At 74.3% G+C, this 14,245-nt stretch carries 8 protein-coding genes; 4 read left to right on the plus strand and 4 right to left on the minus strand.

Going from position 1 to position 14,245, the window contains the following annotated elements; genetic code table 11:
• Positions 1-385: 385 nt before the first annotated feature.
• Positions 386-1,576 carry a glutamine-hydrolyzing carbamoyl-phosphate synthase small subunit gene (gene carA, locus KBB57_RS02015; protein WP_290746008.1) on the minus strand — a complete coding sequence of 397 codons (1,191 nt, stop codon included), beginning with the start codon at positions 1,574-1,576 and terminating at the stop codon, positions 386-388.
• A gap of 167 nt (positions 1,577-1,743) precedes the next feature.
• Here carA and KBB57_RS02020 point away from each other — a divergent pair, with 167 nt between their 5' ends.
• A complete protein-coding gene (locus tag KBB57_RS02020) occupies positions 1,744-2,202 on the plus strand; it encodes a GatB/YqeY domain-containing protein (RefSeq protein ID WP_290746011.1) in 459 nt (152 codons plus the stop codon).
• 329 nt (positions 2,203-2,531) lie between these two features.
• Here the strand turns inward: KBB57_RS02020 and KBB57_RS02025 are convergent, their stop codons facing one another.
• Positions 2,532-4,829: an acyltransferase family protein gene (locus KBB57_RS02025; protein ID WP_290746014.1), complete on the minus strand. Its 2,298-nt coding sequence runs from the start codon at positions 4,827-4,829 to the stop codon at positions 2,532-2,534.
• A gap of 258 nt (positions 4,830-5,087) precedes the next feature.
• On the opposite strand from KBB57_RS02025, the gene KBB57_RS02030 reads away from it, so the two are divergent.
• Positions 5,088-6,695 carry a 5'-nucleotidase C-terminal domain-containing protein gene (locus tag KBB57_RS02030; protein WP_290746017.1) on the plus strand — a complete coding sequence of 536 codons (1,608 nt, stop codon included), beginning with the start codon at positions 5,088-5,090 and terminating at the stop codon, positions 6,693-6,695.
• A gap of 685 nt (positions 6,696-7,380) precedes the next feature.
• Here the strand turns inward: KBB57_RS02030 and KBB57_RS02035 are convergent.
• A complete protein-coding gene (locus KBB57_RS02035; protein WP_290746020.1) occupies positions 7,381-7,875 on the minus strand; it encodes a GNAT family N-acetyltransferase in 495 nt (164 codons plus the stop codon).
• Positions 7,862-10,837 (minus strand): AAA family ATPase, encoded by a 2,976-nt coding sequence (locus KBB57_RS02040; protein ID WP_290746023.1) that lies wholly within the window; start codon positions 10,835-10,837, stop codon positions 7,862-7,864. Before KBB57_RS02040 ends, KBB57_RS02035 begins: the two co-directional genes overlap by 14 nt.
• 115 nt (positions 10,838-10,952) lie before the next feature.
• Here KBB57_RS02040 and KBB57_RS02045 point away from each other — a divergent pair, with 115 nt between their 5' ends.
• Complete coding sequence (locus KBB57_RS02045; RefSeq protein ID WP_290746026.1) at positions 10,953-13,028, plus strand: serine/threonine-protein kinase; 2,076 nt, start codon at positions 10,953-10,955, stop codon at positions 13,026-13,028.
• Between the two features lie 96 nt (positions 13,029-13,124).
• Positions 13,125-14,243: a type VI secretion system protein TssA gene (gene tssA / locus KBB57_RS02050; protein ID WP_290746029.1), complete on the plus strand. Its 1,119-nt coding sequence runs from the start codon at positions 13,125-13,127 to the stop codon at positions 14,241-14,243.
• Positions 14,244-14,245: the final 2 nt, after the last annotated feature.

Genomic DNA, 14,245 nt, shown 5'->3' on the forward strand with positions numbered 1-14,245 from the left:
GGTGCGTCGGGAAAGCGGGTCGGCTTGCCGGGGCGCTTGGGAAGGGGAGGTCGGGCGGGTCGCAGGAGAGGCGACGTGAGGCGCGCCGGCCTGCGTGATGCGAAGGGGTTCGGTTCGGGTGGGGCGGGGAACGGTCCCTTGCCGGCGTGCGGGGGGCGCCTGCGATCCGGGACGCGCTGGTGCATGTGACGGGGGCTCGGGCGCGCCGGCGCGGCTTCGGGCGCGCCCGCGCCCGCGCAAGGGGGTCGGCGACACGGGTCCACGACGGCTCGGAGCCGGGGCGACTCCGGCGTCCCCGGACAAGAGCCCGGCGGCGCTCGGCGGTGCGGCGCCGGCATCGTTTCGCGGCTCCTGGCGCCCGCGCAGGGGCGCGGGTGGCCGCGGGTCAGGCGGCCATGGAGGCGACGAAGCGCTCGAAGAGGTAGAAGCTGTCCTGCGGGCCGGGGGAGGCCTCGGGGTGGTGCTGGACAGAGAAGACCGGGCGGTCGGTGAGCGCGATGCCGCAGTTCGAGCCGTCGAAGAGCGAGACGTGGGTCTCGACCACGCCGGCGGGCAGGGTCTGGCTGTCCACCGTGAAGCCGTGGTTCATCGAGGTGATCTCGACCTTGCCGGTGGCGAGCTCCTTGACCGGGTGGTTTGCCCCGTGGTGGCCGTGGTTCATCTTGATCGTGCGGGCGCCGACGGCGAGCGCCAGCATCTGGTGGCCGAGGCAGATGCCGAAGATCGGGATGCGCGAGCGCTCCATCACCTCGCGGATCATCGGCACCGCGTAGACGCCGGTCGCCGCCGGGTCGCCGGGGCCGTTCGAGAGGAAGAGGCCCTCCGGCTCCAGCGCGAGGACGTCCTCGGCCGTTGCGGTCGCCGGCAGCACGGTGACGTCGCAGCCGGCGGAGGCGAGGCAGCGCAGGATGTTGCGCTTGGCGCCGTAGTCGATGGCGACGACGCGGCGGCCCGGGCCCTCGCGGCGCACGTAGCCCTCCGGCCAGGCCCAGCGCATCTCGTCCCAGCGGTAGCTCTGCGCGCAGGTGACGTCGCGGGCGAGATCCATGCCGACGAGGCCGGGGAAGGCGCGCGCCTGCGCCAGCAGGTCGTCGAGGTCGAAGGCGCCGTCCGGCGCGTGGGCGATCGCCGCGTGCGGCGCGCCTTGCAGCCGGATCGCCCGGGTGAGCCGGCGGGTGTCGACGCCGCCGACGCCGATGCGGCCGCGGCGGGCGAGCCAGGTAGAGAGCGGCTCGGCGGCGCGCCAGTTGGCGGGCTCGGTCGGATCCCACTTCACCACCATGCCGGCGGCGACGGGATCGGCGGCCTCGTCGTCGTCGGGATTCACGCCGACGTTGCCGACATGGGGGAAGGTGAAGGTCACCACCTGCCCCGCGTAGGACGGGTCGGTCATGATCTCCTGGTAGCCGGTCATCGCGGTGTTGAAGCAGAGCTCGGCCACCGCGGCGCCCTCCGCGCCGAAGCCGCGGCCGTAGAAGACCTGGCCGTCGGCGAGCACGATGCAGGCGGTGGCCCCGAGCGCGCCGTCGGGCGCGACGGCGAGGGCCCGGTCCGAGGGGGCGGGACGGTCGGTCATGGCGGAGACTCCTGATCGGCGCGAAGCTACGCGGGTCGGGCGGTGGGGTCAAGGTGGGGGAGGAAGTGCAGCAAGATCAGAGGTTTGCGCGCGGATTGCGCCCGGGGCGGGCGAGGCGTATAGAGGCGCTTTCGCCGGCGGGGCCCGGCGCGGCGCACGGGTGAGGGATGCTCAGGGAGCGGCTTTCCGCGGATCTGAAGGACGCGATCAAGGCGAAGGACGCGGCGCGCGTCTCGACGCTGCGGCTGATCGTGGCGGCGATCAAGGACCGCGACATCGCGGCGCGCAGCGAGGAGGGGCCGGACGGCGTGCCGGATTCGGAGATCCTCGCCATCCTCGCGCGGATGATCAGGCAGCGCCAGGAGAGCGCCAAGGCCTATGGCGAGGGCGGCCGGGTCGACCTCGTCGACCAGGAGCTGGCGGAGATCCGGATCATCAAGGACTACCTGCCGCGGCAGATGAGCGAGGACGAGGTGCGGGCGGCGGTCGGCAAGGCGATCGCCGCGACCGGCGCGAGCTCGATCCGCGACATGGGCAAGGTGATGGCGGAGCTGAAGGCGCGCCATACGGGGAAGATGGACTTCGCCCGGGCCTCGGCGGCGGTGAAGGAGTCGTTCGGGGGGTGAGGCGGGCGCCCGGAGGGTGGGGCGCCGTCCCTGGACGGGGCCGGCCTGCACGGGCCGCGCGCGCGCAACTTTGGCCAGGTTATTGATGTCAAATCGGAATTTTAGCGGCGCCAACGGTTTCTTCGGAAAGGTTGACGAGGCCCCGGGGGGAGCGCACGTCCGGGTGATCCCTCCTTCGACCGGGATCTGCGCCGCGTCGTGCCGGTCGTCTCCCCGGACTGCGTTGGCGCGGAGGGGCGAGGGGCGCCGGGCGTCGCCGTCGGATGCCGGTCCGCGAAGCGCCCGGTTGAAGGGTCATGCCCGATCTCCGGGTGGCGCGGAGCAATGTATCAGGGGGCGGCGTCGCGTCGGGCGGCTTCGATGGCTTCCACTATCGCCGGGGCGAGGAGGCGGGCGCCGGCGTTGTTGAGGTGGCTTTCGTCGAAGTAGAGGGGCTGGTCGCCGAGGCTCTGGACGCAGCGGCCGGGGACGGGGCCGTCGCAGAAGGTCTCGGCGGGGCGGACGCGCCAGAGGCGGGGGTGGTCGAGGGCGTCGAAGGCGGCGACGATCGCGGCGTTGCGGCGGGCGTAGGCCTCGGCGGGGATGGAGAGGGTGACGGGGGCCTCGCTCTCCGCGCGGCGGCGGGCGAGCTCCTCGGGGACGTTCCAGCCGGCCTCGGGGATCGGGTAGACGAGGACGACGCGCAGGCCGCGGTCGAGCAGGTCGCGGACGGCGCCGGTCATGCGGGCGATCACCGACTCGGCGCGGGCGGCCTCGTCGGGCGGGGCTGCGCCGATCGGGGTGAGGACGTCGCCCGGGCGGGGGTCGACGCCGCCGTCGAGGTTGTCGAAGGGGGCCCAGCCGATGCCGGCGGACCAGCGGGCGGCGAGGACGGCGACGGCGTAGCCGTCGGCGAGGACGTAGGCCTCGACGCCGCGGTTGAATTCGTCGCAGCCGGGCGAGGCGGCGTCGCCGGTGCGGGTGAGGCCGGGGACGGGCGGGCAGGCGCTGCGGGTGACGGAGTAGAAGGGCAGGCCGGCGGCCTCGGCGGCGGGGAAGAGCGCGCCCTGCAGCGTATCGGCGTGGCTGTCGCCCCAGAAGGCGACCTTGGGGCCGTCGCCGGGGAGCAGGCAGCCGGGGCGCGGGTGGGTCGGGTTCGCCTCGGCGAGGCCGGTCTTGCAGCTTTCGCGCCACGGGTTGACGTCGGTGATGGTGGCGAGGATGGCGCGGACGGCCGGGGGCTGCGCGGTGGCGAGGCCGCCGGTGGCGACGCCGGCGGCGCCGAGGGCGGCGAGGCCGGCGAGCGTCGCGCCGGCCCAGGCGAGGGGCCGGGCCGGGGCGCCGGGGCCGCGACGGCGGAACGGTTGCTCGACGAGGGCCCAGGTCGGCCAGGCGACGAGGATCGCGGCGAGGCCGATCGCGGCCGTCGCCCAGAGCGGCAGGTCGTCGCCGAGGCGGATGCGGGCGAAGGCGAGCATCGGCTGGTGCCAGAGATAGGCGCTGTAGCTGACGAGGCCGACGCCGACCGGCAGGGGATGGGCGAGGAGGCGCGAGGCGGCGAGGCCGGGGGCGCCGTGGCGGAGGAGGAGCGCGGCCCCGGCGCTGGCGAGCGCCATGGCGGGGAGGCTGGTCAGGAGGCCGAGCGGGATGGCGGCGATGGCGGCGAGGATCGCGGCGAGGCCGGCTCCGGCGCGGAGGCCGCAGGGGGCGGCGGAGCGGGTCGCGGCGACCGCTACGCCGGCGCCGGCGAGGAGCTCCCAGGCGCGGAACGGCAGCAGGAAGAAGCCGGCGGAGGGGTGGGTCGCGAAGGCCCAGGCGGCCGCGGCGAGGCTGAGGGCGCCGGCGAGGAGGAAGGGCAAGGCGAGGCCGGCGCCGGAGGGACCGGAGCGGCGCCAGAGGAAGGCGAGGGCGAGGGGGAAGAGGAGGTAGAACTGCTCCTCGACGCCGAGGCTCCAGGTGTGCAGGAGCGGCAGGCGCTCGGCGACGGGGCCGAAGTAGTCGAGCTGGAGCCAGTAGAGGATGTTGGAGACCGAGAGCGCCGCGGCGATCGTGCCGCGGGCGAGCTCGGCGAGCTGGGGCGGCGACATCCAGGCGAGGCCGAAGGGGATGCAGGCGAGGAGGACGAAGGCGAGCGCGGGGACGATGCGGCGGGCGCGGCGCTCGTAGAAGCGGGCGACGGAGAACCGGCCGCGCTCGAGGTCGCGGAGCAGGATGCCGGTGATCAGGTAGCCGGAGATGACGAAGAACACGTCGACCCCGAGCCAGCCGCCGGCGAAGGCGGGGACGCCGGCGTGGAAGAGGATGACCGGCAGCACGGCGACGGCGCGCAGGCCGTCGACGTCGCGACGATGCGCGAGCGCCGCGCCCGGCGCGGCGGGCCGGGCGACGGGTCCGGCGTCGGCGGCGACGGTCAGGGTCGGGCTCCTCCTTGGCTCCCCGCCAGCTAGGGCGCGCGGCGGGCCGAGACAAGGGAGATGTCCGGCACGGCCGGCGAAGGTGGGTCGGCGTCGAGGGGCGGTCAACAGCGGTCGTCCCTGTGTTCTTGTCGCTCCGGGCGTGGCCGAGGGGGCAGGGGCAATGCTTGGAGCCTTGAGCAGGGGGCCGAGACGGGGCGTTCCCCCGGCCGGGGAGTCGTGCTCACCACGCACCCGAGTGCGTGGCCGATGAGCGCTTCGTCCCCCTTACCCGGCCCCGACAGCGGCGAGAGCTTGCCGACAGGAGGAGGGACGGAGGATGGGGGAAGCAATGGCGCCGCCGCGCGGCGACGGCTGACGGGGCCCTTCGGGCGATCACGGGACGGCGGCGGGGCGGGCGGCGCGGGATGGCGGGTTGCGCGGCGCGGCGTGGGGCTGTCATGGTGGCGGGGCGTCCTCGCTCATCGACCGAACGCATCCGGGGAGGTCCGAATGACCCTGAAGAGCCTGCTTCTCGCGTCGGGCGCGCTGGCGCTCTCCGCGCCGGCGAGCCTCGCCTTCACGCTCAACATCCTGCACGTCAACGACCAGCACAGCCGGATCGAGTCGGTGACCAAGACCGACTCGAGCTGCAACGCCGAGGGCGAGGCGGCGGGGGAGTGCTTCGGCGGCGCGGCGCGGGTGAAGGCGGCGGTCGAGGCGGCGCGGGACAAGCTGGCGGCGGCGGGCGAGCCGGTGATCGTGCTCGACGCCGGCGACGAGTTCTCGGGCTCGCTGTTCTTCACCACCTTCAGCGGCGCGGCCGAGGTGGAGATGCTGAACCGGCTCGGCGTCGACGCGATGGCGCTCGGCAACCACGAGTTCGACCGGGGGCCGGGGACGCTCGCCGACTTCGTCGAGAAGGCGGACTTCCCGGTGCTGTTCGGCAATGTCGACGCCTCGGGCGACAACCGGCTGGGGCCGCTCGGCGAGGACTGGGTGGTGCTCGACGTCGGCGGCGAGAAGGTGGGGATCATCTCGGGGCTGACCCAGGAGACGGCGGAGATCTCCTCGCCGGGGCCGAGCGTCAAATTCGGCGACGTGAACGCCCACCTGGCCGAGGCGGTCAAGGCGCTGGAGGCGCAGGGAGTGAAGCACATCATCGCGCTGACCCACCAGGGCGACGTGGCGGATTTCGCGACCGCGGCGGCGGCGCCGGGGATCGACGCGATCGTGGGCGGGCACTCGCACACGCTGTTCTCGAACACGATCGACGGGGCGGCGCATCCCTATCCGGTGATGGTCAAGGGTCCGGGCGGGGTCGAGGTGCCGGTGGTGCAGGCCGGCTCGTACTCGAAGTATCTCGGGCATCTGAGGCTCGAGTTCGACGACGCGGGCGTGGTGACGGCGGCGAGCGGCGACGCGACGCTCCTCGACAAGGCGGTGACGCCGGACCCCGACACGGCGGCCCGGATCGCCGAGATGCGGGCGCCGATCGCGGCGCTGATGGAGCAGGTGGTCGCCGAGGTCTCCGCGCCGGTCGACGGCAGCCGCGAGACCTGCCGCGCCGGGGAGTGCCAGATGGGCAACCTCGTCGCCGAGGCGATGCTCGACCGGGTGAAGGGGCAGGGCGTCGTCATCGCGCTGCAGAACGGCGGCGGGCTGCGCGCCTCGATCGACGGCGGGCCGGTGACCAAGGGCGAGGTGCTGACGGTGCTGCCGTTCCAGAACACGCTCTCGACCTTCAACATCCCCGGCTCGGCGGTGGTGGCGGCGCTGGAGAACGGGGTGAGCCAGGTCGAGGAGGGCGGCGGCCGCTTCCCGCAGGTGGCGGGCCTGCGCTTCACCTGGGACCCGTCTGTCGCGCCGGGGCAGGGGCGGATCAAGTCGGTGGAGGTGAGGGAGGGCGACGCCTGGGCGCCGATCGACCCGGCGAAGACCTATGCCGCGGTGACCAACAACTTCATGCGGAACGGCGGCGACGGGTATTCGGCGCTGCGCGACCAGGGGACCAACGCCTACGACTACGGGCCGGGGCTCGAGGACGTGCTGGAGGATTACCTGGTGGCGCAGGGGAAGTACGAGCCGTTCACGGACGGGCGGATCAAGAAGGCGGAGTAGGGGTGTTCACGCGTGAATATTCGCTAAGCCATTGATTTTTCGTGAGGCGAGGTGTGGTCCACCGGGGCGGGCGCACTGCGCGACAGTGGAGTGGAAGCCCGGCCGGAAGCAGGTCGCGACGTCGACCCCTAGACGGATTTGACCCGTGGCAAATCCGTCCGCGATCGCCCCTGCGGGGGGCGATCGCGTTGCCGCGCTCGCCGGGGCGATCACGGACGGATTGCGCGCTCCCGGAGAAATCTGCGCCCCTCACGGCTTGCGCGCGCAACCGCGCTCCAGCCGTCGGCGCGGCGAAAGCCGTGCTTTCGCTTGTCGCGCCGGGCCTCGCGGGCAAGCCCGCTTCGGTCGCTCGGTCGCTCGGTCGCTCGGTCGCTCGGTCGCTCGGTCGTTCGGTCGCTCGGCGCGCGCGCCCCGTGGATCCGGCAGGCAGGCGTCGTGCAGTGTGCAAGGCGGGGGGCCACACTCCGCGACGCGAGCGGGCGCACCCTTGTGGCGATCGCCTCCCGGCGGGCGCCGTCGCGGGACCGACGTTGCCGCCCGGGAGAGCCGGAGACGCCGGAAGCCCTTCGGAACCGAATAGCTGGATCCCTTGCGACATGCGCGTGTCGCAAGGGGAGACGTCGCCGCTGGTCCTCGCTCGCCGTCCCCTGTCGCACAGGAGGCGGGGCGGCGCGGCCGGCTCGGGTCAGTCGAGGGGCTTGCGGAAGTAGACGCGGCTGAAGCCGTCTTCCGTGTGGCGGGCGGTCTCGACGTAGCCGAGGCGGGGATACATCGCGAGGTTCGAGGTCATCCTCTCGTTGGTGTAGAGGCGGACCTCGGCGAGGGCGAGGCGGCGGGCGGCGGCCTCGCAGGCGGCGATCAGCGCCTTGCCGACGCCGCGGCCGGCGGCGGCGGGCAGCACGGCGACGGCGTCGAGGAGCATGGCGGGCGGCTCGGCGCGGAAGGCGACGTAGCCCTGGAGCGCGCCGGCCGGGTCGGCGGCGACCCGGATCTCGCCGGCGGCGATCTGCGCGGCGAAGTTGGCGTCCATCGGCGCGGGCCGGCGGCCGATCAGCGGCACGTAGCGGGCGAAGGCCTGCGCCGCGCAGGCGCGGATGGCGGGCTCGTCGGCGGCGGCGGCGGGCCGGATCGCGACGGAGGCCGCAGCGGGGGTTGCGCCGGGCGGGTCAGTCGAAGTCATAGGCGAACCCGTCGTCGCCGGCGGTGACGGTGACGCGGGCAAGGGGGCGGCCCTCGAGGGCGCGGGCGAGGACGCCGCGGCTGAGCTCGGGAAGCACGGTGTTGGTCAGGATCGCGTCGATCATGCGGCCGCCGGATTCGAGGTCGGCGCAGCGGGCGCGGACGGCGTCGATCACGCCCTCGCCGAGGACGAGCTCGGCGCCGTGCGTGTCGCGCAGGCGGCGGGCGACGCCGGCGAAGCGGTGGCGGGCGATCGTCTCGATCATGTCGTCGGAGAGCGGGTAGTAGGGGATCGTCACCACGCGGCCGAGGAAGGCGGCGGGGAAGGTCTGGAGGAGGGGCGGGCGCAGCGCGGCGTCCAGCGCGTCGATCGCGCCGCGGCGGCGGCCCTCGTCGGTCATCCGCATGATGACCTCGGAGCCGACGTTGGAGGTGAGCAGGATCAGGCAGTTCTTGAAGTCGATGCGGCGGCCCTCGCCGTCGTCCATCATGCCCTTGTCGAAGACCTGGAAGAAGATCTCGTGCACGTCCGGGTGGGCCTTCTCGACCTCGTCGAGGAGGATCACGGACCAGGGCCGGCGGCGGACGGCCTCGGTCAGGACGCCGCCCTTGCCGTAGCCGACGTAGCCCGGGGGGGCGCCCTTGAGGGTGGAGACGGTGTGGGCCTCCTGGAACTCGCTCATGTTGATCGAGATGAGGTTGTCCTCGCCGCCGTAGAGGGTTTCGGCCAGCGCCAGCGCGGTCTCGGTCTTGCCGACGCCGGAGGGGCCGCAGAGCAGGAAGACGCCGACGGGCTTCTCGGGGGCGCCGAGGCCGGCGCGGCTGGTCTGCACCCGGCGGGCGATCATCTCCATGGCGTGGTCCTGGCCGACGACGCGCTCGGCGAGGATGGAGGCGAGGGCCAGGGCCTTCTCGGTCTGGCTGGTGAGCATCCGGCCGGTGGGGATGCCGGTCCAGTCCTGCACGACGGCGGCGACGGCGTTGCGGTCGACGGAGGGGAGGATGAGCGGGGTCTCGCCCTGGGCCGTGGCGAGCTCGGCGGTGAGCGCGCGCAGGCGGGCGAGGTCGGCGGCGCGCTCGGCGACAGGGTCGGCGGCTGGGTTGGGAGCGGGGACGGCCGGCGCTTCGGCGGCGGCGGGGTCGGGCGCCTCGACCACCGGCGCGGGGGCCTCGGGAGACCCGGGGGCCGGGGTCGGGGGAGCCTCGCCTGCGGGACAGGGCGCCGCGGCGGCCGGAGCGGGGGCCAAGGGAGATACGGATGCGGCGGTCTCGGCCGCAGGGGCGGGCGAGGGCGTGTCCGGGGATCCCGCGGCGGTCGTCGGGGAAGCGTCGGGCTGCGCGGGCGAAGGGGCGGGGCCGGAGGCAGGGTCGGAGGGAGGTTCGGTCCGGGGCGTCCCGGCGTCGGCGGCGGGAGCGTCGAGGGGGGCGCCTTCGCCGCGGAGCCTGGCGCGCAGCGCGAGGATCTCGGTGACGAGGGCGCGCTCGGCCTCCCAGCGGGCCTCGGCGGCGGCCAGCGCCGCGTCGACCTCGGCGAGGCCGGCGGCGACGCGGGGGGCGCGCTCGCCGGTGTCGATGCCGATGGCGGCCTCGCGGGCGACGATGCCTTCCTCGACCTCGAGGGCGGCGCGGCGGCGGCGGAGGTCCTCGACCTCGGCGGGGGTGGCGTGCTGGGAGACGGCGACGCGGGCGCAGGCGGTGTCGAGGAGCGAGACGGCCTTGTCGGGGAGCTGGCGGCCGGGGATGTAGCGGTGCGACAGGCGCACGGCGGCCTCGATGGCCTCGTCGAGGATCTGCACGCGGTGGTGGGCCTCCAGCGTGGCGGCGACGCCGCGCAGCATCAGGATGGCGGGGGCCTCGTCGGGCTCCTCGACCTTGACGACCTGGAAGCGGCGGGTCAGCGCGGGGTCCTTCTCGATGTGCTGCTTGTACTCGGCCCAGGTGGTGGCGGCGATGGTGCGCAGCTCGCCGCGGGCGAGCGCCGGCTTGAGGAGGTTGGCGGCGTCGCCGGTGCCGGCCGCGCCGCCGGCGCCGATCAGGGTGTGGGCCTCGTCGATGAAGAGGATGATCGGGGTCTCGGAGGACTGCACCTCGTCGATGACGGATTTCAGGCGCTTCTCGAACTCGCCCTTCACGGAGGCGCCGGCCTGCATCAGACCGATGTCGAGGAGGTGGAGGGCGACGCCCTGGAGCTGCGGGGGCACGTCGCCGGCGGCGATCCGCAGCGCGAAGCCCTCGACGACGGCGGTCTTGCCGACGCCGGCCTCGCCGGTGAGGATCGGGTTGTTCTGCCGGCGGCGCATCAGGATGTCGACGATCTGGCGGATCTCGGGGTCGCGGCCGAGGACCGGGTCGATGCGGCCGTCGCGGGCGCGGGCGGTGAGGTCGGTGGCGTATCTCGCCAGCGCGCCGTCGCGGGCTGGGGGCCGCCTTGGGGCGTCCGTGGGGGCGGCGGGCGCGGGGGCGGCGCTCTCGGTCGAGCCTTCGGTGAGGTCGGCGAGGTTGGCGGCGACGGCGGCGGCGTCGATCTTGTCGAATTCGGGACTGATCCTGCCGAGGAGGGCGGCGAGGACGGGGGTGCGCAGGCAGGCGAGGAGGACGTAGGCGGAGCGGACGGTCTCGTCGCCGCGCTCCAGCGCGCCGAGGCTCCAGGCCTCCTGGATGGCGTGGAAGATGTGGTCGGAGAACTCCTCGATCGAGGTCGCGCCGTAGGGGAGCTTGTCGAGGGCGCGGGTGGTGTCGGCGGCGAGGCGGCTCGCGTCGACGCCGGAGGCGGCGAGGATGAGCTGGACGTCGGAGCGCTCGGCGAGCGCGAGCTGCTCGATCCAGTGGACGAGCTCGACATAGGGGTTGCCGCGCTGCTTCGCCGCGTCGGCGGCGGCGCGGAAGGCGCGCAGGCAGGTGGGGTCGAGCTTCGCGAGAAGCTCCTTGCGCTTCAGGGTCGCCGACTGGGTGCGTTGCGGCATTTGCGGAGCCTCCGGTGCAAACGAGACCAATTCAGTTGATCCGACGCCTCCGGGGGCTTAGCCTGCCACAATCGCGCAGGAATTGATAGCGCGCCCTGCCTCGCGTGAGGGGCTCATGGTCGATCCGCTTCCCGGGGACATCTTCCGCAAGGGGCAGGTGCTCAACAACACCTACGAGATCGAGGGCGTGCTGGGGCGCGGCGGCACGGGGGAGGTGTACCGGGCGCGCAACCAGATCACCGGGCGGGTGGTGGCGATCAAGGCGCTGAACCGGCAGTTCTCGCAGAACGACGCCTATCTGGAGCTGATGAAGCGCGAGGAGGAGATGCGCACGATCACCCACGACGCGGTGGTGCGCTACACCGACTGCAACCGGGCGGACGGCGGGGCGGTCTATCTGGTGATGGACTACGTCGACGGGGCGCCGCTGTCGGAGCTGATGGAGGGGCGGGGCGTCGGGGCGCGGGAGCTGCTGGTGGTGGGGCACCGGGTGGCGGAGGGGCTGGTCGCCACCCATGCGCGCGGCATCGTGCATCGCGACCTGTCGCCGGACAACGTCATCCTGCGGGGCGGCGATCCGGAGCAGGCGGTGATCATCGATTTCGGCATCGCCAAGGACAGCGGGCCGGGGGCTCGGACCATCGTGGGGAGCGACTTCGCGGGGAAGTACGAGTACGCGGCGCCGGAGCAGATGCACGGGCGGGCGGAGCCGCGGTCGGATCTCTATGCGCTGGGGGCGTCGCTGCTGGCGGCGTTCCGGGGGCAGGCGCCGGCGGTGGGGGGGAGCCCGGGCGAGGCGCTGCGGGCGAAGGAGCGGCCGCTCGACGTGGAGGGCGTGCCCGAGCCGCTGAAGGGGCTGATCGCCGACCTGACCCAGCCCGATCCGGCGCGGCGGCCGCCCTCGGCGGCGGCGGTGGTGGCGCAGATCGACCGGATGCTGCGGCCGGTGAGCGCGGCGGCCGCGGCCGCGGCGGCGCGGCCGCGGCGGCGGGCCTGGCCCGTGCTGGCGGCCGTGGGGCTGGCGGTGGTCGCGGGCGGGCTCTGGGCCGGGGGGGCGCTCGACCGGCTGACGGCGCCGGCGCTGCCGGTGGCGCGGCCCTACGTGCTGACGGCGGGGGTGGACCTCGACGGGGTGGCGACGCTGACGGGGAACGCGCCGGACGCGGCGGCGCGGGACGAGATCGCGCGGAGCTTCCGCTCGGTGTCCGGGCGGGCGGCCTCGGCGGACGGGCTGGCGCTCGCGGACGGGGCGCCGGGGCCGGACTGGGCGGCGGGCGCGGAGACGCTGATGGGGTCGGCGCGGGGGCTGGAGGACTGGCGGCTGGAGGTGGTCGACCGCGACGCGGGCCTGAGCGGCACGGCGCCCGACCGCGAGACGCGCGACGCGGCGGTTGCGGCGTTCGACGCGGCGGCGAAGGCGGGCGGCTTCGCCGGGCGGGCGCAGATCGCCGCGGGGCCGCGCTGGCTCGACGCCGACACGGTGCGGGAATGGCTCGCGCCCCATGCCTCCTGCGGGCCGCTGGCGGTGGCGGAGCCGGAGGGCGGGCGGTTCCCGCTCGACGCGACGGTGAGCGTGACGGGGCAGGTCGCCGAGGCGGACGCGGCGGGGCGGATCAAGGCGGCGATCGCGCCGCGGCTGGGCGACCGGACGCTGGCGCTGCGCCTCGACGCGATGAACCCGGCGTTCTGCGAGGTGGCGGCGGCGCTGCCGGAGGACGCGCCGCAGGCTGGCCACTTCGCGCTCGCCCAAGGCGACGGCGCGGCCAATCCCACCGGCATCTATTCGGTCGGCGACAATCCGGTGATCGACGTGGTGTTCCCTGCCAACCTGGAAGGCCACCTCTGGGTCGGGATCGCCGACGTGGGCGGCAACGCCTATAGCCTCCTGCCGAGCCAGGCCCTGCCGGAAACGCGACTCGCGCGGCTCGGCGAGGTCGTGGGCGGCATGCGGACGATCCGGGTGGCGTATCCGGACGCCGAGGCCGGGCCGGGACGGCTGACGTTCGAGGTCGACGACACCTTCGGCAAGACCCTCGTGATCGCTCTCGTCACGGACGAGCCGCTGTTCGATCCGCCGCTCCCGTCCGAACAGACCGTCGAATCGCTGGAGAAGGCGCTGCGGGACCGGCTGGCCGGCGGAGCCGTGAGGATTCTCGGCCGGACGACTCAGGAGATCGACTCGCGACGGTAGAGCCGGCGCGCAGCAAACTTGCGCGACTCGATTGCCTGTGGCACGCTAATTCGTGGTCCCGGTGCATTATTTTCGCGGGGTTCCCTGTTGTTTGACTTGTCGCCTTGGCTTGCTCCCCTCGATGGCGCCAACCCGTCCGGGGAGAACCTGCGCAACGATCACCGGTTTCACGAGCTCGAGCGGCTCATGGAGCGGCGCGTCGAGGTCGTGCGCGACGACCGCAACGCCGCGGTCGGCCAGACCGAGCTGCCGGTCGACTGGGCCGAGGTGCTGCGCCGCGCCGAGGCGCTGCGCGGGCAGGGACGCGACCTGCGGCTGCTCGTCATCGTCGCGCGGGCGCTGGCGAACGAGCGCGGCCTCGCGGGGCTGGCGGACGGGCTGACGCTGATCGCCCGCAACGTGGACGAGCATTGGGACACCATGCATCCCGACCTGCGCGAGGGGATGGCCCCGCGCGAGGCGGCGCTGCGGCGGATCAACGCGCTCGCGCAGCTGGAGAACGAGCAGGACGGGTTGCTCGGCGACCTCGCCGCCGCGGCCTGGCTTTCGCCGCGCGGGATCGGCCCGGTCACCGGGCGCGACCTGGAGCGCGGGATGCTGGACGCGCGGGCGATCCTCGCGGAGGCGCCGGGAGGGCTGAGCGAGGCCGAGCGGGGGCGGATCGCGGCCGAGCAGGACCAGCTGATCTCGCGGGTGCGCTCGGCCTGCCTCGCGGCGGCCGACGAGGCGCCCGAGGCGCTTGCGGCGTTGCGCGCGGAGGCGGTCGCCGCCGGCGCGGCGCTCGGGGAGGTGCAGAAGTCGCTGGCGGCGCGGATCGGCGAGGGCGACGTGACGCCGCGGCTGACGCGGTTCCTGTCGCGGCTGACCGCGACGGTGGCGCATGATCGCGGCGGGCCGGCGGCGGTCGCGGCGGCGGCGCCGGGAAGCCCGGAGGCCGCGGTCGCCACGGCGGCGCCGGCGGCCGGGGCGGCGGCTGCGGCGGGGCCGATCCCCGACCGGCTGGGCAGCCGCGACGAGGTGATGCGCTGCCTCGACCTCGTGATCGCGTTCTACGACCGCACCGAGCCGGCGAGCCCGATCCCGCACCTGGTGCGGCGGGTGCGGCGCATGGTGCCGATGGATTTCATGCAGCTGATGGAGGAGCTCGCTCCGGCGGGCCTCAAGGAATTCAAGCTTCTCGCCGGCGTCGACGAGAAGAAGAAGGCGCAATCCTGACG

This window comes from Amaricoccus sp., from assembly GCF_017993425.1.
Taxonomy (GTDB): Bacteria; Pseudomonadota; Alphaproteobacteria; order Rhodobacterales; family Rhodobacteraceae; genus Amaricoccus.